At 66.1% G+C, this 21,340-nt stretch carries 20 protein-coding genes; 6 read left to right on the top strand and 14 right to left on the bottom strand.

What is annotated here, in order from left to right:
• The first annotated feature begins 40 nt into the window (after positions 1-40).
• Complete coding sequence (locus tag INQ43_RS05140; RefSeq protein ID WP_194035759.1) at positions 41-910, top strand: DMT family transporter; 870 nt, start codon at positions 41-43, stop codon at positions 908-910.
• A gap of 6 nt (positions 911-916) precedes the next feature.
• Here the strand turns inward: INQ43_RS05140 and INQ43_RS05135 are convergent, their stop codons facing one another.
• Together INQ43_RS05135 and ispG are read right to left on the bottom strand one after the other, a co-directional pair.
• Entirely contained in the window at positions 917-1,768 is an 852-nt protein-coding gene (locus INQ43_RS05135) for a phosphatase PAP2 family protein (protein ID WP_194037309.1), read from the bottom strand.
• The gene (gene ispG, locus INQ43_RS05130; RefSeq protein ID WP_194037308.1) at positions 1,746-3,014 is read right to left on the bottom strand and encodes a flavodoxin-dependent (E)-4-hydroxy-3-methylbut-2-enyl-diphosphate synthase; all 1,269 of its coding nucleotides are present in this window, start codon (positions 3,012-3,014) and stop codon (positions 1,746-1,748) included. Before ispG ends, INQ43_RS05135 begins: the two co-directional genes overlap by 23 nt.
• A gap of 62 nt (positions 3,015-3,076) precedes the next feature.
• On the opposite strand from ispG, the gene INQ43_RS05125 reads away from it, so the two are divergent.
• A complete protein-coding gene (locus tag INQ43_RS05125) occupies positions 3,077-5,086 on the top strand; it encodes a M13 family metallopeptidase (protein ID WP_194037307.1) in 2,010 nt (669 codons plus the stop codon).
• A gap of 94 nt (positions 5,087-5,180) precedes the next feature.
• Here the strand turns inward: INQ43_RS05125 and INQ43_RS05120 are convergent, their stop codons facing one another.
• On the bottom strand, positions 5,181-5,837 hold the full coding sequence (locus tag INQ43_RS05120) for a rhomboid family intramembrane serine protease (protein WP_193986755.1): 657 nt from the start codon (positions 5,835-5,837) through the stop codon (positions 5,181-5,183).
• Positions 5,838-5,919: 82 nt separating this feature from the next.
• Positions 5,920-6,252: an MGMT family protein gene (locus tag INQ43_RS05115; RefSeq protein ID WP_194037306.1), complete on the bottom strand. Its 333-nt coding sequence runs from the start codon at positions 6,250-6,252 to the stop codon at positions 5,920-5,922.
• A 35-nt stretch (positions 6,253-6,287) separates the two neighbouring features.
• Here INQ43_RS05115 and INQ43_RS05110 point away from each other — a divergent pair, with 35 nt between their 5' ends.
• A complete protein-coding gene (locus tag INQ43_RS05110; RefSeq protein WP_194035377.1) occupies positions 6,288-6,698 on the top strand; it encodes a hypothetical protein in 411 nt (136 codons plus the stop codon).
• Between the two features lie 57 nt (positions 6,699-6,755).
• Here INQ43_RS05110 and INQ43_RS05105 read toward each other — a convergent pair whose 3' ends face one another.
• The gene (locus tag INQ43_RS05105; protein WP_194035376.1) at positions 6,756-7,883 is read right to left on the bottom strand and encodes an inorganic phosphate transporter; all 1,128 of its coding nucleotides are present in this window, start codon (positions 7,881-7,883) and stop codon (positions 6,756-6,758) included.
• 10 nt (positions 7,884-7,893) lie between these two features.
• Positions 7,894-8,520 carry a DUF47 family protein gene (locus INQ43_RS05100; RefSeq protein WP_194037305.1) on the bottom strand — a complete coding sequence of 209 codons (627 nt, stop codon included), beginning with the start codon at positions 8,518-8,520 and terminating at the stop codon, positions 7,894-7,896.
• Between the two features lie 331 nt (positions 8,521-8,851).
• Here INQ43_RS05100 and INQ43_RS05095 point away from each other — a divergent pair, with 331 nt between their 5' ends.
• Both INQ43_RS05095 and INQ43_RS05090 read left to right on the top strand, forming a co-directional pair.
• Positions 8,852-10,192, top strand: a complete 1,341-nt coding sequence (locus tag INQ43_RS05095) for a hemolysin family protein (RefSeq protein WP_194035757.1) — start codon at positions 8,852-8,854, stop codon at positions 10,190-10,192.
• Complete coding sequence (locus INQ43_RS05090) at positions 10,176-10,817, top strand: exopolysaccharide biosynthesis protein (RefSeq protein WP_194037304.1); 642 nt, start codon at positions 10,176-10,178, stop codon at positions 10,815-10,817. The genes INQ43_RS05095 and INQ43_RS05090 overlap by 17 nt, the downstream gene beginning before the upstream one ends.
• Before the next feature lie 5 nt (positions 10,818-10,822).
• Here the strand turns inward: INQ43_RS05090 and INQ43_RS05085 are convergent, their stop codons facing one another.
• The 3 genes from INQ43_RS05085 to INQ43_RS05075 all read right to left on the bottom strand — a co-directional run bounded on the left by INQ43_RS05085 (position 10,823) and on the right by INQ43_RS05075 (position 14,782).
• On the bottom strand, positions 10,823-12,991 hold the full coding sequence (locus INQ43_RS05085; protein ID WP_194037303.1) for an EAL domain-containing protein: 2,169 nt from the start codon (positions 12,989-12,991) through the stop codon (positions 10,823-10,825).
• Positions 12,988-13,917, bottom strand: coding sequence for a phosphate/phosphite/phosphonate ABC transporter substrate-binding protein (locus tag INQ43_RS05080; protein WP_194037576.1), 930 nt, complete (start codon positions 13,915-13,917; stop codon positions 12,988-12,990). Before INQ43_RS05080 ends, INQ43_RS05085 begins: the two co-directional genes overlap by 4 nt.
• A 76-nt stretch (positions 13,918-13,993) precedes the next feature.
• The gene (locus tag INQ43_RS05075) at positions 13,994-14,782 is read right to left on the bottom strand and encodes an RNA methyltransferase (RefSeq protein WP_194037575.1); all 789 of its coding nucleotides are present in this window, start codon (positions 14,780-14,782) and stop codon (positions 13,994-13,996) included.
• Positions 14,783-14,889: 107 nt separating this feature from the next.
• On the opposite strand from INQ43_RS05075, the gene INQ43_RS05070 reads away from it, so the two are divergent.
• Positions 14,890-15,720, top strand: a complete 831-nt coding sequence (locus tag INQ43_RS05070; protein ID WP_193986744.1) for an inositol monophosphatase family protein — start codon at positions 14,890-14,892, stop codon at positions 15,718-15,720.
• A 114-nt stretch (positions 15,721-15,834) separates the two neighbouring features.
• Here INQ43_RS05070 and secF read toward each other — a convergent pair whose 3' ends face one another.
• From secF to queA, 5 genes are all read right to left on the bottom strand, one after another.
• The gene (gene secF, locus INQ43_RS05065) at positions 15,835-16,800 is read right to left on the bottom strand and encodes a protein translocase subunit SecF (RefSeq protein WP_194037302.1); all 966 of its coding nucleotides are present in this window, start codon (positions 16,798-16,800) and stop codon (positions 15,835-15,837) included.
• 15 nt (positions 16,801-16,815) lie between these two features.
• On the bottom strand, positions 16,816-18,681 hold the full coding sequence (gene secD / locus INQ43_RS05060; protein WP_194037301.1) for a protein translocase subunit SecD: 1,866 nt from the start codon (positions 18,679-18,681) through the stop codon (positions 16,816-16,818).
• A gap of 61 nt (positions 18,682-18,742) precedes the next feature.
• The gene (gene yajC / locus INQ43_RS05055; protein ID WP_193986739.1) at positions 18,743-19,081 is read right to left on the bottom strand and encodes a preprotein translocase subunit YajC; all 339 of its coding nucleotides are present in this window, start codon (positions 19,079-19,081) and stop codon (positions 18,743-18,745) included.
• 91 nt (positions 19,082-19,172) lie between these two features.
• Positions 19,173-20,282, bottom strand: coding sequence for a tRNA guanosine(34) transglycosylase Tgt (tgt, locus tag INQ43_RS05050; protein WP_194037300.1), 1,110 nt, complete (start codon positions 20,280-20,282; stop codon positions 19,173-19,175).
• Complete coding sequence (queA, locus tag INQ43_RS05045; protein WP_228062623.1) at positions 20,279-21,340, bottom strand: tRNA preQ1(34) S-adenosylmethionine ribosyltransferase-isomerase QueA; 1,062 nt, start codon at positions 21,338-21,340, stop codon at positions 20,279-20,281. The genes tgt and queA overlap by 4 nt, the downstream gene beginning before the upstream one ends.

Raw genomic sequence — 21,340 nt, 5'->3', positions numbered from 1 at the left:
GAAACCACCGATCTCCATCCACACCCGCGCGGCGCTGTTGATGCTGGGCAGCACCGCATTCTTCGCCCTGATGGTGATCACGATCCGGTTGGCATCAGAGTCGCTGCACACCTTCGAAATCGCTTTCTTCCGCAGCTTCTTCGGCATGCTCGCGGCCCTGCCCCTGCTGCTCAAGCACGGGCCCGGACTGCTGCGGACGCAGCAGATGCCGCGCTACATCGTGCGCTGCGTGCTTGGCACGCTGTCGATGTTCTGCGGCTTCTGGGCGATCGGCCACCTGCCGCTGGCACAGGCGGTCTCGCTGTCGTATTCCACGCCGCTGTTCGTCACCATCGCCGCCGTGCTCTGGCTGGGGGAGCAGGTGCGCGTGCGCCGCTGGAGCGCGGTCATCCTGGGCTTCATCGGGGTGCTGGTGATCGTGCGCCCGGGCACGACCGAGTTCAGCGCAGGCTCGCTGGTCGCGGTCTCGGCCGCGATCATCAGCGGCATCGTCGCCATCCAGATCAAGCAGCTGGCGTACACCGAGCCCGCGGACCGCATCGTGATCCTGACGACGATCCTTTGGGTGCCGCTGTCGCTGCTGCCGGCGCTGTGGGTGTGGGAATGGCCGCACGGCATCGTCTGGCTGTGGGTGGTGCTGGCCGGCGTGCTGGGCACCGGCGGGCACATGCTGTGGACCCGCGCGCTCAAGCTGGGCGAAGTCTCGGCGCTGATTCCGATCAGCTTCATGCAGCTGCCGATCGTGGTGGTCTTCGGCTACTTCCTGTTCGGCGAGGCGCTGGACCGCTGGACCCTGCTGGGTGCGGCGATCATCTTCAGCGCCAATGGCTACATCGCGCACCGCGAAGCCAGCCTGGCCCGCAGGGCGGCGAGCACCGCGCCGACCATCGCGGCCAAGCCAGGCAACTGAGGCCGATCAGTCCATGCGTCGGCCGTGGAGCGGCCAGGTGGGCGCGTGCAGCCGGTATACCGCGAGGTGGCAGGCCGCCACCCAGGCGCTGGCCACGGCCCAACCCGCAAGGATGTCGGAGGGGTAATGCACGCCCAGGTACACCCGAGACGTCCCCACCAACAGGACGAAGGCCGACATTGCGGCAATGACAGGCCAGCGCCAGCGGGTGTGCCAGGCAAGCACGATCACGACCGCGGCCAGCGTCGCCGAGCCCATCGCGTGCCCGCTGGGGAAGCTCGAGGTGAGTTCGGGCGTGATCGATTCCCACAGCGACGGCCGGTCGCGGCTGAAGATGCGCTTGGCCGAGAGGTTCAGCAGCGCTGAGCCCACCACCGCCATCGACGCAAACGTGGCGACGCGCACGTTGCGGCGTAAAAACAATCCCGCGATCAGGACGATGTCGACCGGCACCACGCCGTAGAGATAGCCGAGCTTCGAGACCGCGACGAAAAACCGGTCTGCACCTGGGCTTGCCATCGCGCGGAGGCCGCGCAGGATCGGCTCGTCAAAGCCGAACACCGCACCGGCGCGCAACTCACCGGCCAATTCGGAAAACCCCCACAGCGGCAGCAGCAGGGTCAGGAAAACAAGCACCAGCGGCCAGCCGAAATCCCGGGCGATGCGCGCCAGCAGCCGTTGTTCCCGACGCACGATCTCCGGGGCGCTCTCGTCGGGCGGCGCGGTCTCATCGGGCAATCCGACCTCGTCGGATGGAAAGCGTGCGTCGCCAATGTCCTGGCTGCGCCCATCGGCTCCAGCAGATGTACGCTCCGCCGGCGTGCTTGCCGGCGGGTCAGGCTCCCCTTGCGCCGCCATGGTGGCGCTCGACATACGCATCGATCAGGCCGAGGAATTCATCGGCAATGTGCTCGCCGCGCAGGGTCACGGTTTTCTCGCCGTCCTCGAACACCGGGGCCGAGGGCGCCTCACCCGTCCCCGGCAGGGAGATACCGATGTTGGCGTGGCGCGATTCACCCGGTCCGTTGACGATGCAGCCCATCACCGCAAGCGTCAGATTCTCCGCGCCGGGATGGGTGATTTTCCACTCCGGCATTTTCGCCCGGACGTGCTCCTGCACCTTTTGCGCAAGCTCCTGGAAGAAGGTGCTGGTCGTGCGGCCGCAACCCGGGCACGCCGTGACCATCGGCGTAAACGCACGCAGGCCCATCGTCTGCAACAGCTCCTGGGCGACGATCACCTCGTTGGTCCGCGACTGCCCCGGCTCGGGGGTCAGCGATATGCGGATGGTGTCGCCGATGCCTTCCTGCAGCAGCACGCCCAGGGCGGCGCTGGAGGCGACGATGCCCTTGCTGCCAATGCCCGCTTCGGTCAGCCCCAGGTGCAGGGCGTAATCCCCCCGCGCGGCCAACTCGCGATAGACGGTGACCAGTTCCTGCACGCCGCTGACCTTGGCGCTGAGCACGATCCGGTCCGCCGGCAGCCCGATCTCCACCGCACGCGCCGCCGAATCCAGCGCCGAGCGCAGAAGCGCCTCGCGCAGCACGCGGCCGGCGTCCCACGGCTGCGCGCGCAAGGCATTCTCGTCCATCAGCTCGCGCGCCAGCGACTGGTCCAAGGAACCCCAGTTGGCGCCGATGCGCACCGGCTTGCCGTACCGGATTGCCAGCTCGATCAGGGTCGCAAACTGGGTGTCGCGCTTCTTGCCGAACCCGACGTTGCCCGGATTGATGCGGAATTTCGCCAGCGCCTCCGCGGCCGCCGGCTCGGCGGTAAGCAGCTGGTGGCCGTTGTAATGGAAGTCGCCGATCAGCGGCACCGGCGCGCCGATCATCGCCAGCTTGTCGCGGATGCGCGGCACCGCGGCGGCGGCCTCGGCGTTGTTCACCGTGATACGGACCAGCTCCGAGCCGGCACGCCACAGATCGGCCACCTGCTTCACCGTGGAATTGATATCCGCGGTGTCGGTATTGGTCATCGACTGCACGACCACCGGCGCCCCGCCGCCCACGGTGACACCACCGATGCTGACCGCGCGGGTGACGCGGCGCGGCATCGGACCGAAGGCAGGGGCAAGGCAGGGCAAGTCGACGTGTTGGCTCATCGGGCCATTGTACTGCCCGCCACCTTGATAGACTGCCGGGGATAATCTGGAAGGACTACCCGATGACCCTGCGACCCCTGTTTTGTGCCCTCGTGATCGGCTTGACCGCCGGTCTCGCCTCGCCTTCCGTCAGTGCGCAGGATGCGGCCGATGCCTGCACCGACTTCCACGGCTTCGCCAATGCCGGCTGGCTGATGGCCAACCCGCTGCCGGCAGGCGCGGACTCCATTTCCGCCCTCGGCCAGCTCGAGACGCGCGCCCGTCAGGAGCAGATCGAGCTGCTCAACAGCGCCATGCAGGCGCCGCAGGGCCCCGTCCAGCAGCTGCTGGGTGATTTCTGGGCCAGTGGCCTGAACGAGGCGGGCGTGGAAGCCGATGGCGCCCAGCCATTGGCGCCGCTGTTGGACCGGATAGTCGCGATCAAGCGCAGCAAGAGCATCGCTCCGGCCATCGCCGCGCTGCACCAGGTGGGCATTCCGGTGGCGTTCCACTTCGGTGCCGACATCGACCTGGCCAACCTGTCGCGCCACATCGGCTACTTCAGCCAGGGCGGCGCAGGCCTGCCTGATCCAGCGTATTACCTGCGCACCGACGAGCCGACCCAGGCCGTCATGGGGCAGTACCGCGCCTATATCGAGAAGATCCTCGCGCTCACCGGCGTGAAGGACAAGGAACTGGCGAAACAGGCGCAGCTCGTCATCGACCTTGAAACACGCCTGGCGAAGGCATCCCGCCCCCTGGCTGAACTGCGCGACCCGCGCAGTAACTACGGCGCGGTCGATACCGCCAGCCTGGGGGCCCAGTACCCCAACCTTGAGCTCGACAAGTTCCTCGAAGCCCAGGGCGTCAGCACGCCCACGGTGTCCATCGCCACCCCTGCGCGCCTGGCGGAGGTGGACCGGCTCATCGGCGAGCTCAAGCCCGAGCAATGGCGTGCCTACCTGCGCTGGCGCGTAGGCGACTCGATGGCCCCGTATCTGGCCAAGGCCTGGCGCGACGCCCACTTCGATTTCCACGGCCGAGTGATCGCCGGCACTGCGGCTCAACCCGCGCGCGAGCAGCAGGTACTGGATGCGATCAACCACGCCGCCGGTCCGATGCTGGGTCACGAATACGCCGCGCGCTACCTGAAGCCAGAAACCCGCAACCAGGCCATGCTGATTGCCGGCCAGGTCCGCAACGCGCTGGCAGAGTCGCTGGCCCGTGACACCCGCATCAGCGATCAGGCCAGGGCTGAAGCGTCCGCCAAGCTGGCGAAGATGACGATCGAACTGGGCGTGCCGGCCCGTGACCTGGACTTCACCATCCAGCCGATGGGACGCGGCAGCTTCGGCGGCAACATGCTTATTGCGTCCACCTGGCGCCACCGCGAGGAAATGCGTCGCATCGGCGCGGACAACGCAGACCGTCGCTGGGACGTGCTGCCGCAACAACCGGCACTCACCTACGATCTGGCGCAGAACCGGCTGATCGTCACTGCTGCTGCGCTGCAGGCGCCGCTGCTGGGCTCACTGGCGCAGAACGCGACCCTCTACGGCAGTTTTGGCGCGCTGGTGGGCCACGAGATCAGCCACGGGTTCGACTCGCGTGGCCGGCATATCGCCGCCGACACCAGCCTGCGTGACTGGTGGTCCCCGCAGGACGCCTCCACCTGGGAAGCAATGGGCAACCGCGTCGTGGCGCAGTACAGCGGCTTCGACTATCCGATGCTCGGTGGCGTCAAGGTCAACGCAATGGCGACCCGTGACGAGAACATCGCCGACATCGCCGGTGTCCAGCTCGCATGGGAGGCCTACAACAAGGCCGTGCCGGACGCCGACAAGAAAGCCCGCGAGGCATTCTTTGAAGGCTGGGCGGGACTGTGGCCCCAGCACCTGAGCGCGGAGTCGGCCGCCCAGCTCGCCAAGCACGGCGTGCATGCGCCGGGCAAATGGCGGACCAACGGCCCGCTGATGAACATGGCCGCCTTCGGCACGACCTATGGCTGCAAGGCGGGTACACCAATGCAGCTCAAAGCGGACGATCGCATCGTGCTCCGCCCGGAGCCGGCAGCGGAAAAGCGCAAGAAGTAGGCGCTCTGTCCCGCCGCCTGGCGGGACAGAAACGAAAACGGCGCGTGCAGACGCGCCGTTTTCCGTTGTGCTACCGGGATCCTGCCGGCCGCGCTCAGCGCACCACGCGCGGCCGCGGTGGACCCCGTCGCCCGAACGGCGGCTGGCCGCGCCAATAGCGGATCAACAGCCAGCCAAACAACATGCCGCCCAGATGGGCGAAGTGCGCCACGCCCGGCTGGTAACCACTGAAGCCCAGCATCAACTCGATCGCACCGTAGACGATCACCAGCGTCCGGGCCTTCATTGGGATCGGCGGGATCAGCAGCATTACCCGCTGGTTCGGGAACAGCATCCCGTAGGCCAGCAACAGGCCAAACACACCGCCCGAGGCGCCCACCGTTGGGTACGCCATGCCGCCCTGCGACATCGTCCACGCGCCCACCGCCAGCTGGCACACGGCCGCGCCAGCCACGCAGACCAGGAAGAACGTCAGAAAACGCCGCTCGCCCCAGGTGTGCTCCAGCGGCGCGCCAAACATCAGCAGCGCGACCATGTTGAACAACAGGTGGGTGAAGCTGCCATGCATGAAGCCGTAGCTGAGCAACTGCCAGGGCAGGAATTCGCGGCCCGGATACAGGCCTTCCCCGCCGCCGATGGGCCACAGCATGAAGGCCGAGAGCGCGGCTTCCCCGAGGACGTTCTGGAGCAGGAACACAACCGCGTTGGCGATCAGCAGCGCGCGCGTGACCGGGGGAAGATTGGAAAACATTGCAGCTCCTTACAAAGTCCCGCAATGGTAGCTGCTGGAAGGGCTTGCAAGGGACAGGTTTGCCAGAAGTAAACCTCCCACCTCAGCCGGGATCTCCCCACAGGTGCTCGTCCAAAGAGGGTGGCGGACGCATGCCGCGAACCCGCCCCGCCTCCACCTGAACATCCTCCGCCCTGAGTCTCCGGCATTGCTCGAGGTACAAGTCCGAGCCTGCCGGAAAGGCAATGCGCCCGTCGGCACGAACGACGCGGTGCCACGGCAAGCCGGGATCATCGTTGTCCGCCAGCAGCCGCGCGACCATCCGCGCCCGCCCCGGCAGCCCTGCACGGCGCGCAACCTCCCCGTAGCCGGCCACCTGGCCGGAAGGGATCGCACGGATCGCCGCGATCACGCGCCTATGGGCCGGGTTTTCCATCGCGGTAGCATAGGCGTCCCCCGTTGGAGTCCGCCATGCACACCTTCAAGTCGATCCGCCAGCACCTGACCGGTGCCGGTTTCAATGTCGTCCTGCAGGACGAAGGCGTCGCCAGCATCGAGCTCTCGCTGGAACAGGGGACCCGCTACCAGACGATCTTCCTCTCCGAGCTGCAGGATGAGGACGGGCGTCCGTACCTGCGCGTCAGCAGCGCGGTGGCCGTCGCCGACGGTGTCGACGTCACGCGTGCGCTGAAATTCAACTGGCAAAGCCGGGTCGGCTACCTGGCCATCGGTGAGATGGGCGGGGATGCGTACCTGCAGCTGTGCGAGAACCGCCCGTTTGAAGGTCTGGACGGTGCCGAGGTCCACCGCCTGGTGCTGGACATCGGCGGCACCAGCGATCGCATGGAACGCGCACTCTCGGGCGAGCGCGACGTGCTCTAGAAAGTGCTCTAGGGGCGTCCTCCAGCGAGGTGCACCCCAGGGCACAAGCCGCGGGCACTATGCCCAGCCCAATGCCGCCAGGCCGCGGAACGCCAGCCACGCGATTCCTCCGGCGGCCGGAATCGTCAGGATCCACGCCCAGATCATCCGCTCCACGATCGTCCACTTGATCGCGTTGAGGCGCTTGGCCGTGCCCACGCCCATGATCGCGGCGGAGATGTTGTGGGTCGTCGACACCGGGATGCCCAGCGAGGACGCCGCCAGGATCACCGAGGCGGCACTCGTCTCGGCGGCGAAACCGTGGATCGGGTGCAGTTTGACCAGCTTGTGACCGAGCGTTTTGATGATCCGCCAGCCCCCGGCCGCGGTGCCGGCGGCCATCACCAGCGCACAGGCGAACTTGATCCACAGGTCGATATCGCCGTCGGTCAAAGCGCCCGGCGAGGGGTGCAGGAATGCCAGCCAGCCCGGGAGATTGTCGAGTACGCCCGTGCTTTGTGCGCTCACCAGGGTGAGGGCGATGATACCCATGGTTTTCTGGGCATCGTTCATGCCGTGGGCGAAACCCATGCCAGCCGCACTGACGATCTGGGCCTTGCCGAAGAAACCGTTGACCCAGCGCGGCCGCGCCATGCGCGCCAGGAAACCGCCACTGCTGGCCATGCCGGAAATCACCGCAAACAACACGGCCATCAGCAGGAAGCCGGCAACGAAGCCCAGGATCGGCGAGCTGAACATCGGCACAACCACTTTCCACAGCACGCCGGCGCTGTGGTAGATCGGCTCGGCAGGCTCGGACCAGATGATCGCGTCGAAATTGTTGGACGCGGCGGCCAGGGCCGCGCCGATCAGTCCGCCGATCAGGGCGTGCGAGGAGGACGATGGCAAGCCGATCCACCAGGTGATCAGGTTCCAGATGATTCCGCCCAGCAGTGCGCACAGGATCAGTTGCGCGCCCACCTCCACCACGCCGATATCGATCAGCCCGGAGGCAATCGTCTTGGCGACCGCGGTGCCGACGAGCGCGCCAATCAGGTTCATGCTCGCGGCCATCGCCACCGCCTGGGCCGGCGAAAGCACCTTGGTGGCAACCACGGTGGCGATCGAGTTGGCGGTGTCGTGAAAGCCGTTGATGTACTCGAACACGAGCGCGACGATTACCACCGTCATGACCAGGGTCAACATGCGCGGCGCCTCAGGAGTTCTTCAGGACGATGTCGTACGCCACCACGCCGGCCTCGCGGCAGCGGTCGATCGCTTTCTCCAGGATCTCGAAGAATTCCTTCAGCAGGAACATCTGCAACGGTTCCAGGTCGCCTGAGTAGATCTCGCGGTACAGCTCCAGCATCAGGCGGTCGGCTTCGTTCTCGATGGAGCGCAGCTCGTCATTGAGCGCCTTCATCGGCCCCAGCTTGATCTTGCGCAGCTGCTTGACCATCTTCACCACGACGCTCGCCGCCTGCTCCAGCATCGCGGCGCGCGGGGCGAAATCGATGTGCTCCAGGTGCTGCACCGCCAGCGTGTAGCGGTCGGCAAACTTCTCCGCCTGCTTGTTGATCTTGTGCAGGGCCGAGCTGAGCGCTTCGATGTCCTCACGCTCGATCGGCGTGATGAAGCTGTCCACCAGTTCCTGGCTGATCTTCTCGGACGCGTCGCGCTCGCGCTGACGGGCCAGCTTGAACGCATCCAGCGCAGGTTCGCGCTGGTCCTCCTTGAGCATTTCGTGCAGCGCCTTGGTGCTGTCATGGGCGGCAACGGCGGATTGCTCGAGCAGGTCGTAGAACTGGTTGCCTTGGCCGAACATCGTCTGCAGGGAAAACATCGGTGCAATACCTCGTCGTGCCGTAGGGCAACGCGTCGTGGTGGAGGGAGCCGAAATCCGGCAAAAACCGCGCCGGGCTTCTTCGTTGCGTTCCGGGCGGCAACCCGGGGGGTGCGATTATGACGGTTTCACCGGCTTCACGCCCAGTCATTGATCGTTCCATGGCCGGCATGGCCTACCTGCTAAAATCCGGCGGCGTCGCTTGGACGCGTCAATACGGTCTCCTGCGCTCCATGGGCGACGATCCAAAACCTCCGTCTACATGCTCCACGGCGCCCTCGTGCCGCCGTGGCCCAGCGGTGCGCTGCCCCACTCAAACGAGGCCAGCGGCATGCTGAAGTTCGGGATCGTGCTGGTGCTCATCGCGTTCAACGCATTTTTTGCGTTGTCGGAGATGTCGGTTGTCACCTCGCGCAAGGCGCGGCTGCGGCACATGGCGGTCACCAGCCGGCGCGCCCGCAAGGCGCTGGACCTGGCCGAGCACCCGGACCGCTTTCTTTCCACCGTGCAGGTCGGGATCACGCTGATCGCGATCCTCACCGGCATGTTCGGTGGCGAGGCGATCGGCTCGGCCATCGGCGCGTGGCTGGCGCTGCAACTGCCGTTCCTGGCCGACTATGCGGGCACGATCGGCCTGGTCATCGCGGTAGGGCTGATCACCTACCTCAGCATTGTCCTGGGCGAGCTTTTGCCAAAGAGGCTGGCCCTGCTTGCACCGGAGAAGCTCGCCAGCTTTGTCGCCGCACCGATGCACTGGGTGTCCTGGATTGCCACGCCGGCCGTCTGGCTGCTGATGGTAAGTACCCAGGGCATGCTCAAACTGATGCGCCTGGACGAAACCCAGGCGTCGAACGTGACGGAAGAGGAAATCCGCCTGCTGGTCAGCGAGAGCCACGAGCAGGGCGTGATCGATGCCGACGAGCGCAAGATGATGAATCGGGTCCTCGGACTGGGTGATCGCACCGCCGACAGCCTGATGACCCCACGCACCCGGATCACCTGGCTGGACGCGGGAGCGCCGCTGGATGACAACCTGGAGACGATGCGCACCTCGCCGGTGTCCCGCTTCCCGGTGCTGCGCGGCACCGACCAGGACGTGATCGGCGTGGTCGAGGCCAAATCACTGCTGCGCGGCCTGATGCCCGGCGTGCCGATCGACCTTTTCGGCCAGATGCGCGAGGCGCTGTTCGTCTCCGAATCGACCCACGCGATGAAGCTGCTGGAGATCTTCCGCGAGGAGCAGCAATCAATTGCGCTGGTGGTGGACGAGTACGGGGATGTCACCGGACTGGTGACACTCAATGACGTGATGGGCGCTGTCATCGGGCGCGTCCAGGCAGGCATGGGCAACGGCAGCAGCGAGAATCACGACGAGACCGCCGGACCGGTGGTGCAGCGCGCCGACGGCTCGTGGCTGATCGATGGCAGCCTGCATCTGGAGGATCTTCATGAGCTGGTGTCCGGTTCCGTGCCCGGCGAAGAAGAACACGACTTCCACACCGCGGCGGGGATGGTGATAGCCCACTTCGGCCGCATTCCCAACGTCGGCGAGCAGTTCGCCTGGCCTGGGTGGCGGATCGAGGTGATCGACCTGGACGGTCCCCGGATCGACAAGCTGCTGCTGCAGAGCGAGCCCGTGCAGGATCCTGAAAACGATGAAACCAGCGGATAGCGACGCTGGCGGTCCTGCGGCTTCCGGGGACGGCGTCGGCACGCGCGCACTCCTGGAGTCGTTCACGGTGGGCGATCCGGAAGAAATCCTGCCGCTGGGCACGATGTTTGGCGGGCTCGGCAAGCGCTCGTTTGGAATGCTGGTATTCATCGCCATCCTGCCGTCGTTCCTGCCGATACCCGGGATCGGCGGCGCCAGTGGGCTGCTGGTGGTTCTGCTGGGCCTGCAGCTTATGGTCGGACTGAGGGTGCCGTGGCTGCCGGGCTTTGTCGCCCGCCGCGGACCGGCACGGCGGACCATTGGCCGCTTCCGTGACCGCATCGCACCGTGGCTGGAACGGCTGGAGCGTCTCTCCCGGCCGCGTGCGCCGGCGATGCTCGAGCGACGGCTGGCCAACTTCGTCACCGGCCTGCTGCTGGTGGCTCTGGGGTGCTTGCTGTGCCTGCCGATCCCGTTCACCAACTACCTGTTCGGGGTGCTGCTGCTGCTGTTCGCGCTCGCCCTGCTTGAGCGCGACGGCTACCTGATGATCGTGGCCTGGTTGGCCGGAACGGCAGCGGTGGTGTTCTTCAGCCTGATCTCGGGTCAGCTGGCAACGATGATCGCGCAGTGGATCCACGGCTGAAGCGTTCAAACCGGAAGCTCATCCGTCCTCGTCCGCTTGCAAAGCTCAATGAATTCGTCGGCGCTCATTGGATAGGCCAGGCTGAAGCCCTGCGCCAGATCGCAGCCACGTTCGCGCAGCAGCTCATATTGCGCGCGGTTCTCAACCCCCTCGGCGATCACGGTGATTCCCAGCGAGCGCGCCATCGCGATGATCGCCGTGGTAAGTGCCAGGTCATCGGCATCGTGGAGGATGTCGGCAACAAAGCTGCGGTCGATCTTGACCCCATCCACTGGCACCCGCCGCAGATGGCTCAGGCCGGAGAAGCCGGTGCCGAAGTCGTCCAGCCAGACCCGCACGCCGGTTGCCCGCAGTTGCTGCAGGAGTCTGCCGGCATGGGCTTCATCACCGATCATGGCCGTCTCGGTCAACTCCACCAGCAGGCGGCCCGGATCCAGACCGCTGTAGTCCAGACTCTTGGCCACGCTGCGCGGCAGGTCGCCGCTGCGCAGCTCGCGGGCCGAGACGTTGACCGACACGAATGGCGGCGCTCCACCATCCACTGACGGCCAGCGCGCCGCGTCGCGGCAGGCCGCGACCATGACCTTCGGGCCGATCATCTCGATCAGCCCGGTCTTCTCGGCGACATCGATGAACACCGTCGGAGGCACTTCCCCAAGCTCGGGATGGTGCCAGCGCAGCAAAGCCTCTGCGCCCACCACCGCATTATCGGAGACCCGGAATACCGGCTGGTACACCATGCTCAACTCGCCGCGGTCCCACGCCCCGCGCAATTCCGTCTCCAGCCGCACGTGCCGCTCCACCGCCTGGTTCATGACGTTGTCGTAGTAGCGCGCGCAGTTCTTGCCGGCCAGCTTGGCCTGGTACATGGCGATATCGCCATTCTTCATCAGCATCGCAGCGGTGGCGGCGTCATCGGGATACATGCTGATGCCGATCGATATGCCCAGGAACACCTCGCGCTCGCGCAGCGCCAGCGGTGCGCCGAGCTCTTCCACCAGGGCATCGCCGAGCGCGGTCGCCGTCGCCCGGACGTCCATGCCGGGACTGGACGCCTCCACCAGGATCACGAACTCGTCGCCCCCGAAGCGGGCCAGCATGGCGCCCGGCCCTCCCAGGCGCTGGACCACCTCGCGGATCCGGCGCGATACCTCCAGCAGCACCTCATCGCCGACGTCATGGCCAAGGGTGTCGTTGACGCGCTTGAAATCGTCGATATCGGCGAACAGCAACGCCAGCTGGCGGCCGGTACCGCGCAGCCTGGTCAGTCGCTCATCGAGCGCCTCGCGGAACGCGAGCCGGTTGGCCTGTCCGGTCAGCGCGTCCGTGTAGGCCATGGTGCGGATATCGCGGTCGTGCCGGGCGACGCTCTGGCTCATGTGGCGGAAGGCGCGGATCAGCTCGCCCAACTCGTCCTTGCGCGCACTGTCGGAGGTCAGCACGTCGTAGTGGCCGGATTCGATCTTGCGGGCGGCGTCGGCCAGACTGCGGATCGGCCGTACCAGCCAGCGCTGGATCGCCCACAGGACCGCGCCACCGACCGCCATCAATGCGATGCCAAGCAGCAACATCCACAGCAACTGTTGCTCTGCCAATGCCTTCAGCCGAGTGCCCAGTTGGAGCGAAGCGCGCTGCTGCAGCGTGCGCATCGCATCGAGGTCGTATCCGATACGGACTCCTCCCAGGCGCTCCCGGCCGATCATGATCGGCGCCGAGACATCCATGACCGAGTCGCTGAACTGGGTGATCAACGAGGGCGCCGCGACGGCAGCCGGTGCAAGCGCATCCTCCATCGCGAGCCCGTAACCGGGTATGGATTCGCTGCCATCGTGCAGCACGTTGCCCTGGGGATCGAACACGTAGACGTAGCGGATCCAGTGCTGCTTCAGGGCTCCCTGCAACAGGGCGCCCATGCCGTCCAGGTCGTGGTAATAAAGCGGGTTGACCAGTAGCTCGGCCAGGGGACCAACCATGTTCTCGCCGCGCTGCTTGAGGTTTTCTTCCGCGACCTCCTGCATCGCAGCGTTGCTGACGCGCTCGACCTCGTGCTGGGTCTGCGCCTGACGGTGGAGCATGAGGGCGGTCAAAGCCCCAAACACCACCAGCACGGCCAGCAACATGGCCAGTACCCGCGCCTGCAATCCGCTGAAAAGACCGGAAAGAATTGCCTTCATTCAACCTTTTCCCTGACCAGGCGAACCAGCGCCTGCACCTCCGCGAGCTCCCGTCGCGCCTCCTCATCCACCGGCAGGAAACGGGTGGTGCCGAAAAACTCGTGCAGCGCGGCGGATGCCTGCGGATCGTCTGCGGCCGACAGCAGGACCTCGCGCAGACGCGTGCGCACCTTGGGATCCAGGTCCTTGCGCACCAGTTCCAGCGCACGCGGGAACTCTTCACTGCGACCGATCAACCGCATGTCCTGCTTGAAGGCCGCAGGCATGCGTCGCGGATTCTCCCAGTCAAGGTTGCTCATCACCCCGACGTCCACCAGGCCCTTGTGCACCCAGGTCGCGATGTTCAGCTCCGAACGCGCAAACAGGTATGCCAGTGCATCGGAACTGACGGTGTCCAGTGGCGACATGAGGATCTCAAGCTCGGCGCCACTGCGCAGCAATTGACCGGCGGGGATGAAGTAGGCACTTGTCGATGTGGACCGCTGGAACGCGATGCGCAAGCCCTGCAACGCCTCGATGTCGGTGATTCCGCTGTCGGTGCGGGCGAAAAAAACGCTGTGGTAGCGGCTTTCCCCGTCGCGCTCGGTCACCAGCAGCGGACGCGCGTCGGCGCGCTCGGCCAGCATCGCCGCCGATCCCGCGGTCTCGGTGACCCAGTCAACGCGCTCGCGACGCAGGTAGCTGGCCATCTGCTGGGGATCCTTGGCCATCAGGATGCGACCTTCGCGGATTCCGACCTCCGCCATGCGCGGCACGACGTAATCAAGCAATGGTTTGAGCTGTTCGTAATGGGTACTGGGGTCATCGCTGATGCGACCCAGCACCAGGATATCGGCGTCACCTGCCCAAGCCGTTGGCATACCGAGGCCAGCGACCAGAATCGCTGCGAGAAACAGATTGCCCAACCGCCGCGTGATGGCGGCCATGCGGCCGCGCCCGTCCTGCTCTGGAATCAGTTGCATTCGCTCCCCCACGCCCCACTGATGAGCGTACAGGGCATGATCAGCGTTGTCCGGCCAACATTGCCATGCGGCTGGCATCGGCGAGGATTCCACGCAGAAGGCGCAATTCCCGATCCTCCAGATCGGCGCGTAAGAACAGCCTGCGCAGCTTGCGCATTGCCGAGTCTGGCGACCTGCCCTTGTGGAAGTCGATCGCATCCAGGGTCTCGGCCAGTTGGGCGAAGAAGTGCTCCAACTGTGCGTGCGAGGCGGGCGGATTGCGCTCGGCGGACACTGCTGGCGTGGGGGAATTGGCCTCAGGGCTCGCCAGCAGCGCAAGCCGTAGCTCGTAGCTGATGACCTGCACCGCGGCCGCCAGGTTCAGCGAGCTGTAGTCCGGATTGGCCGGGATATGGATCGCCGCGTGGCACAGCTGCAGCTCATGGTTCTCCAGGCCGGTGCGCTCGCGACCGAACACCAGCGCCACTTCCGCCTCGGCGGCGATCGAAACCGCCCGCTCGGCACCCTCTCGGGGCATCAGCTCCTGCAGGCTGATCCGGCGGCTGCGCGCCGTGCACCCCAGCACCAGCCGGCAATCGGCAACGGCCTCGGCCAGCGTGTCGTAGATGACCGCGCCGTCCAGCACATCATTTGCACCGGCCGCCAGCGCGAAGGACTCCACGTCGGGCGCGCGTTGCGGCGCGACGAGCACCAGACGGTCCAGTCCCATTGTCTTCATTGCCCGCGCCGCAGAGCCGATATTGCCCGGATGCTGGGTACCGACCAGGACGATGCGGATGCGCTGTGCCAGGGAGGGATCAGGCGGAACGTGCGGATGGTCGGCGGTCATGGCGGCAATGGTAAACTGCGCGGCCGGCAACGAACCATGTTCGTCCATCGCCGGTTGCTCTTTCCCTTCGCCCATTCCCCCACCTCCCCGCTCGAGGCCGTTTTGCCATGCAGAAACCCGCCATCAACCTCATGGTCAAGGCCGCCCGCTCCGCCGGCAATGTACTGCTACGGCACATGCACAAGCTGGATGCGCTGAACGTGGTGGAGAAGGACCGGATGGACTTCGCCAGCGAAGTCGATGAGCTGGCCGAGAAGGAGATCATCAAGGAATTCCGCCGCGCCACGCCCGATTACGCCATCCTGGGCGAGGAAGGCGGCCTGCTGTCGCCCAAGAGCGGCACCGCGCGCTCGACCTGGGTCATCGACCCGCTGGACGGCACCAGCAACTACCTGCGCGGCATCCCGCACTTCTGCGTGTCCATCGCCCTGGTCGAGAACGGCGAGCCGGTGCATGGGGTGATCTTCGATCCGCTGCGCAACGAGCTGTTCACCGCCAGCCGCGGCAGTGGCGCCACCCTGAACGACAAGCGCATCCGCGTCGCCGACCGCAAGGACCTGGACGGGGCGATGGTGTTGACCGGCTTCCCGCCGCGCGAGCGCAAGCGCGCCAGCGCGCAGCTGACGACGCTGGACACCCTGTTCACCGAAATCCAGGACATCCGCATCTCCGGCTCGGCCGCGCTCGATCTGGCCTACGTCGCCTGCGGACGCGCCGACGCCTACTTCGAAGCCGGGATCAAGCCCTGGGACATCGCCGCCGGTGCACTGATGGTGCGCGAGGCCGGCGGCAAGGTCAGCGACTTCCGCGATCGCAGCACGGGCCCGATGGACAGCCGCGGCATCAATCCCCGGCCGCTGATTGCCGGCAACCTCAAGGTGGCCGGCCTGCTGCAGCAGCGCATCCTCAATACCGGCTACGCCGCCACGTTCGACTGATTCAGCGGGCGGACGCGGAGCAGACCGGCCCCGCTCCATCGGACCAGCAGATCGGACCAACAAGAAAGGCCGCGCATTCCAGCGCGGCCTTTCTTGATTGCGGCGTTTACAGACTCACGGCCTGCGGGCCAGCGCCTCTTCGTCGCGGGCCTTCGGCATCAGGTCCTGCTTGGTGACCTTCAGGAAACCGATGGTCAACAGCGGCGAGGCCACGAAGATCGAGGACATCGTGCCGATCACCACACCGATCATCATCGCCTCCGCCATGCCCTGCAGCGACCCACCGCCGTAGATGTACAGAGCGAACACGGTCAGGAACGAAGCCACCGAGGTGATGATGGTGCGCGAGAGCGTCTGGTTGATCGAGGCGTTGATGATCGCGGACGGACTGGTGCGCATCGTGCGGAAGTTCTCGCGGATACGGTCGAACACCACGATCGTGTCGTTGATCGAGAAGCCCACCACCGACAGGATGCCGGCCAGCACGGTGAGGTCGAACTCGTGGCCGCTCAGGGCAAACCAGCCAACCACGATCACCGAGTCCTGCAACGAGGTCAGCACCGCGGCGATCGCGAACTTGCGCTCGAACCGGGTCGAGATGTAGACCAGGAACCCGACGACCACGAAGATCAACGCCCAGATGCCGTTGAGCGCGAGTTCCTTGCCGACCTGCGGGCCGACGAAGTCGCTGCGCATCACCGTGCCGGGGTTGTCCGGGGTGGATACCGCGTTGGTGATCTGGCGGGCGGTACGGTCGTTGGTTTCCAGATCGCCGTCCGCGCCTTCCTCGCCGGACTGCAGGCGCACCAGCAGATCGTTGCCCGAACCGAAGGTCAGCACCTCAGCGCTGCCGTAGCCCGCATCAGCCAGGCGCTTGCGCGCGTCATTGACGTCCACCGGCTGTTCGAAGCGCAGCTCGGTCACCGTACCGCCGGTGAAGTCCAGCGCAAAGTTGAACCCGTTGAACGCGATCGCGCCCACCGATACCGCCAGCAGGACGATGGAGATCACGAACGACGCCCCGCGCAGGCGCAGGAAGTCGATGTTGGTGACATTGGGGATGAGGGTGAATGGTTTCATGATCGGTTCCTGCGGTCAGATCGCAATGGACTTGAGCTTGCGACGACTGCCGTAGAGCAGCGTTGCCATCGCGCGCGACGCCGACACCGCGGTGTACATCGAGGTGATGATGCCGATGATCAGTGCCACCGCGAAGCCCTTCACCGGCCCGGTGCCGAAGGCGAACATCGCCACGCCGGCCAGCAAGGTGGTCAGGTTGGCATCCACGATGGTGCTGGTGGCCTTCTCGTAGCCCAGCGCAATGGCGGACTTGGGCGGCACACCGAGCCGCAGCTCCTCGCGTATCCGCTCGTTGATCAGCACGTTCGCATCCACCGACAGGCCCACCGTCAGCGCGATACCCGCCATGCCCGGCAGGGTCATGGTGAAGCCGAACAGCGACATCACCGCCACCAGCATCAGGATGTTCAGCAGCAGCGCGGCACAGGTGATGAGGCCGAACATCCGGTAATAGATGAGGAAAAACACCAGCACGAACGCGAACGAGAAGATGACCGCCTTCAGCCCGCGCTCGATGTTCTCCCGGCCCAGGCTGGGGCCGACGATGCGCTCTTCAACGAAATCCATCGGCGCCGCCAGCGAGCCCGAGCGCAGCAGCAGGGCAAGGTCGGTCGCCTCCTTCATGCTTTCCAGGCCGGTGGTCTGGAAATCCTTGCCGAACACGCCATTGATGTTGGCCACCGAGATGACCTCCTCGCTGACCCTGGTGCTGCGGATCTCCTTGCCATCGACCATGCGGACCTGCGGGATGCGCTCGATGTACACCACCGCCATGGGCTTGCCCACGCTGGAACTGGTGAAGTCGAACATGCGCTGGCCACCGGAGCTGTCCAGCTTGACCGACACCGACGGCGTGCCCGATTGCGGGTCCAGACCCGAGGTCGCGCCGACCAGCTGGTCGCCCGAGGCGATCACCCGTTTGTTGAGCAGGATGGGTACCGGCTTGCCGTCGATTCCCAGCTCGCGGCGGTAATAGACCTTGGCCTGCGGCGGCACGTTGCCGGTGGCCACGGCGTCGTACGCATCGCCTTCCACCACCGCGCGGTATTCCAAGGTGGCGGTCGCACCGATCACGCGCTTGGCCTGCGCGGTGTCCTGCACGCCGGGAAGCTCGACCACGATGCGGTCGTTGCCCTGGCGCTGGATCAGCGGCTCCGCCACGCCCAGGGCGTTGATGCGGTTGCGCAGCGTGCCCAGGTTCTGGTTCAGCGCGTCGGTCATCATCCGCTGCAGTTCAGGCTCCGGGATCTGCAGGGTCAGGACCTGTCCATTGCCGTCCAGGCGCAGGTTTGGCTGGCTGGCCAGGATCTTCTTGCGCGCCGCAGCCGCGTCGGCCGCGTCCACAAGACGCACGTTGACCGAGTTGTCCGGGCGCCGGGTGACCGACTCGTAGCGCACGCGTCCGTCCCGCAGGACCACGCGCACGTCCTCGACGATCGCATCCAGATGCTTGTCCAGCGCCGCCTTCTGGTCGACCTGCATCAGGAAGTGGACACCGCCCTGCAGATCGAGGCCGAGCAGCATGCCGTGGGCGCCGATGTTGTCCAGCCACGGCGGGACGGTCGATGCCAGGTTCAGGGCAGTGACGTAATCGTTGCCCAGCACCGGCGCCAGCGCATCCGCGGCCTTGGACTGGTCGTCCGTGCCGGTCAGGCGCACCAGCAGGTTGTCGCCGTCGATGGCGACCTGCTTGGTGGCAATCCCGGACTTGCGCAGCGTTTCGGACACGCGCTGGACCAGCGCCTCGTCGATCGGGGCGCCGCGGTTGGCGGTGACCTGCACCGAGGGATCCTTCTGGTACAGGTTCGGCAACGCGTAGATCGTACTGAACAGGATGGCCAGCACCAGGACGACGTATTTCCAGCGCGCGTAAGTGAGCATCGATTACCCCCGCGGCGGCCGTCCGGCCGCCCCTGCTTCTAGAAAAAAATGGCGACCGCGATCAGGCGGCTTTCAAGGTGCCCTTGGGCAGCACGTTGGCGATCGAGCCACGCTGCACGCGGATGCGGACGTTGTCGGCGATTTCCACGGTGACGAAGTTCTCCCCCAGAGCCGTGACCACGCCGGCAACGCCGCCGTTGGTCAGCACCTCATCACCCATGGCCAGCTGGCCAAGCATTGCCTTGTGCTCCTTCGCGCGCTTCATCTGCGGACGGATCATCAGGAAGTACATCACGCCGATCAGCAGGACCGGGAACAGCAGGGACATTCCCATCCCACCCGCAGGAGCAGCGGCGGCCTGGGCATGGGCGGGAGCGATCACCAGATCAAGCAGGTTCATGTCGATATTCCGTAAGGACGAAAAACAGCCGGAGATTATGTCATGGCTTGCAAACACCCACGCGGGCGACGCGGGCATGGCGCGTCGCCGCTTATGGCATGCGCGCCGCGTAGAAGGACTCACGGAATGCCGCGAAAGTTCCCGCGGCGATCACCTCGCGCATCTGCGCCATCAAACGCTGGTAGTAACGCAGGTTGTGCGCGGTGCCCAGCATCGGTCCGAGCATTTCGTTGCAGCGGTCCAGATGGCGCAGGTAGCTGCGGCTGAAACCACCGGCGCAGGCGGTGCAGTCACAGCCCTCCTCGATCGGCCCCAGGTCATGCTCGTACTTGGCGTTGCGGATGCGCACCGTGCCGGTCGCGGTAAAGAAATGGCCGTTGCGCGCGTTGCGGGTCGGCATGACGCAATCGAACATGTCGATGCCGCGGGCGACGCCTTCCACCAGGTCTTCCGGCCGGCCGACGCCCATCAGGTAGCGCGGACGATCAGGCGGCAGTTGCGGGCAGGTGTGCTCCAGCATGGCGTTGCGCTCGTCTTCCGGCTCGCCCACCGCCAGCCCGCCGATGGCGTAGCCGTCAAATCCAATGCCGGTGAGACCGGCCGCCGAGCGCGTGCGCAGCTCATGGTGGACGCCGCCCTGGACGATGCCGAACAACGCGGCGTCGTTGCCTTCATGCGCCTTGCGCGAGCGCTCCGCCCAGCGCAGGCTGAGCTCCATGGAGGTGCGCGCGACCTCCTCGGTTGCCGGGTACGGCGTGCACTCGTCGAAGATCATCACCACGTCCGAGCCGAGCACCTTCTGGATATGCATGCTCTCCTCGGGACCGAGGAATACCTTGCGGCCGTCGATCGGCGCGGCGAAGGTCACGCCCGCCTCGGTGATCCTGCGCTTGTGCGCGAGCGAGAACACTTGGAAGCCGCCCGAATCGGTCAGGATCGGGCCATCCCAGCGCATGAAGCCGTGCAGCCCGCCGTGCGCCTCGATCACCTCCAGGCCCGGGCGCAGAAACAGATGGAAGGTATTGCCCAGGACCATCTGGGCACCCAGCTCGCGCACTGCCTGCGGATAGATGCCTTTCACCGTGCCGTAGGTGCCCACCGGCATGAAGGCCGGCGTCTCGACGATGCCGCGCGGGAAACGGAGACGCCCGCGACGCGCGGCGCCGTCGGTACCCAGCAGTTCAAATGCCATGCGGCTCATTGCCGTGTTGCTCCAGGATCGGGAAACAGCAACATCGCGTCGCCGTAGGAAAAGAACCGGTAACGCGCCGCGACCGCGTGCGCATAGGCGGCGAAGACCCGGTCGCGGCCCGCAAACGCCGACACCATCATCAGCAGCGTGCTTTCGGGCAGATGGAAATTGGTGATCATCGCGTCGACCGCGCGGATCCGGTAGCCCGGGACGATGAACAGCCGGCTCTCGCCAATATAGGGCCGCAACTCGCCGTCGGGATTCTCCGCGCCCGGCTGCATCGCCGTCTCCAGTGCGCGCACCACCGTCGTGCCCACCGCGATCACGCGGCCACCTGCTGCCCGCACCCGGGCGACCTGCCCGACCAGCGCTGTATCGACGTGCAGCCGCTCGGCATGCATGACGTGGTCAGCCAGGTCGTCGACGCGGACCGGCTGGAAGGTGCCAGCACCCACGTGCAGGGTGACGTGGCCGAACTCGACGCCGCGCGCGGCTAGCGCCTCGAGCAACGCCGGGTCGAAGTGCAGCCCGGCCGTCGGTGCGGCCACCGCGCCGGTCTCGCGCGCGAATACGGTCTGGTAGCGCTCCAGATCCTCCGCGTCGGGCTCGCGCTGGATGTACGGCGGCAGGGGCAGGCGGCCGACCCGCTCCAGATAGGCGTCCACCGGCTCGCCAAGATGAAACTGCAGGCGGTAGAACTCCCCGTCCCGGCCGAGGACCTCGGCCTCACCGCCTGCGTCGAGCTGGATGCGTGCGCCCTGCTTCGGGGATTTGCTGACGCCCAACTGGGCGCGGGCGCAGTCGTCCTCCAGCAGCCGCTCGATCAGGATCTCGACGCGGCCGCCCGTGCTCTTGGCGCCGAACAGGCGGGCCGGGATCACGCGGGTGTCGTTGAACACCAGCAGGTCTCCGGGCTGCAGCAGCGCCGGGAGCTCGCTGAACACATGGTCGGAAAACGCCGCCGGCGCCGTCGGGACCAGCAGCAGGCGGCTGGCCGATCGCCGCGCCAGCGGCGCCTGCGCGATCAGCTCCGGGGGCAATGGATAGTCGAAGTCGGACTTTTTCAA

This window comes from Lysobacter sp. H23M47 (assembly GCF_015209765.1).
In the GTDB taxonomy this organism is placed as follows: Bacteria; Pseudomonadota; Gammaproteobacteria; order Xanthomonadales; family Xanthomonadaceae; genus Novilysobacter; species Novilysobacter avium.
This window is presented reverse-complemented; position numbering and strand designations above follow the sequence as displayed.

What these genes read in the sequence shown, in the direction of transcription:
- INQ43_RS05140 (WP_194035759.1), top strand. Translation starts at nt 41, where the DNA reads ATGCTGGGCAGCACCGCATTCTTCGCCCTGATGGTGATCACGATCCGG.
- INQ43_RS05135 (WP_194037309.1), bottom strand. Translation starts at nt 1,768, where the DNA reads ATGGCGGCGCAAGGGGAGCCTGACCCGCCGGCAAGCACGCCGGCGGAG.
- ispG (WP_194037308.1), bottom strand. Translation starts at nt 3,014, where the DNA reads ATGAGCCAACACGTCGACTTGCCCTGCCTTGCCCCTGCCTTCGGTCCG.
- INQ43_RS05125 (WP_194037307.1), top strand. Translation starts at nt 3,077, where the DNA reads ATGACCCTGCGACCCCTGTTTTGTGCCCTCGTGATCGGCTTGACCGCC.
- INQ43_RS05120 (WP_193986755.1), bottom strand. Translation starts at nt 5,837, where the DNA reads ATGTTTTCCAATCTTCCCCCGGTCACGCGCGCGCTGCTGATCGCCAAC.
- INQ43_RS05115 (WP_194037306.1), bottom strand. Translation starts at nt 6,252, where the DNA reads ATGGAAAACCCGGCCCATAGGCGCGTGATCGCGGCGATCCGTGCGATC.
- INQ43_RS05110 (WP_194035377.1), top strand. Translation starts at nt 6,288, where the DNA reads ATGCACACCTTCAAGTCGATCCGCCAGCACCTGACCGGTGCCGGTTTC.
- INQ43_RS05105 (WP_194035376.1), bottom strand. Translation starts at nt 7,883, where the DNA reads ATGTTGACCCTGGTCATGACGGTGGTAATCGTCGCGCTCGTGTTCGAG.
- INQ43_RS05100 (WP_194037305.1), bottom strand. Translation starts at nt 8,520, where the DNA reads ATGTTTTCCCTGCAGACGATGTTCGGCCAAGGCAACCAGTTCTACGAC.
- INQ43_RS05095 (WP_194035757.1), top strand. Translation starts at nt 8,852, where the DNA reads ATGCTGAAGTTCGGGATCGTGCTGGTGCTCATCGCGTTCAACGCATTT.
- INQ43_RS05090 (WP_194037304.1), top strand. Translation starts at nt 10,176, where the DNA reads ATGAAACCAGCGGATAGCGACGCTGGCGGTCCTGCGGCTTCCGGGGAC.
- INQ43_RS05085 (WP_194037303.1), bottom strand. Translation starts at nt 12,991, where the DNA reads ATGAAGGCAATTCTTTCCGGTCTTTTCAGCGGATTGCAGGCGCGGGTA.
- INQ43_RS05080 (WP_194037576.1), bottom strand. Translation starts at nt 13,917, where the DNA reads ATGGCCGCCATCACGCGGCGGTTGGGCAATCTGTTTCTCGCAGCGATT.
- INQ43_RS05075 (WP_194037575.1), bottom strand. Translation starts at nt 14,782, where the DNA reads ATGACCGCCGACCATCCGCACGTTCCGCCTGATCCCTCCCTGGCACAG.
- INQ43_RS05070 (WP_193986744.1), top strand. Translation starts at nt 14,890, where the DNA reads ATGCAGAAACCCGCCATCAACCTCATGGTCAAGGCCGCCCGCTCCGCC.
- secF (WP_194037302.1), bottom strand. Translation starts at nt 16,800, where the DNA reads ATGAAACCATTCACCCTCATCCCCAATGTCACCAACATCGACTTCCTG.
- secD (WP_194037301.1), bottom strand. Translation starts at nt 18,681, where the DNA reads ATGCTCACTTACGCGCGCTGGAAATACGTCGTCCTGGTGCTGGCCATC.
- yajC (WP_193986739.1), bottom strand. Translation starts at nt 19,081, where the DNA reads ATGAACCTGCTTGATCTGGTGATCGCTCCCGCCCATGCCCAGGCCGCC.
- tgt (WP_194037300.1), bottom strand. Translation starts at nt 20,282, where the DNA reads ATGAGCCGCATGGCATTTGAACTGCTGGGTACCGACGGCGCCGCGCGT.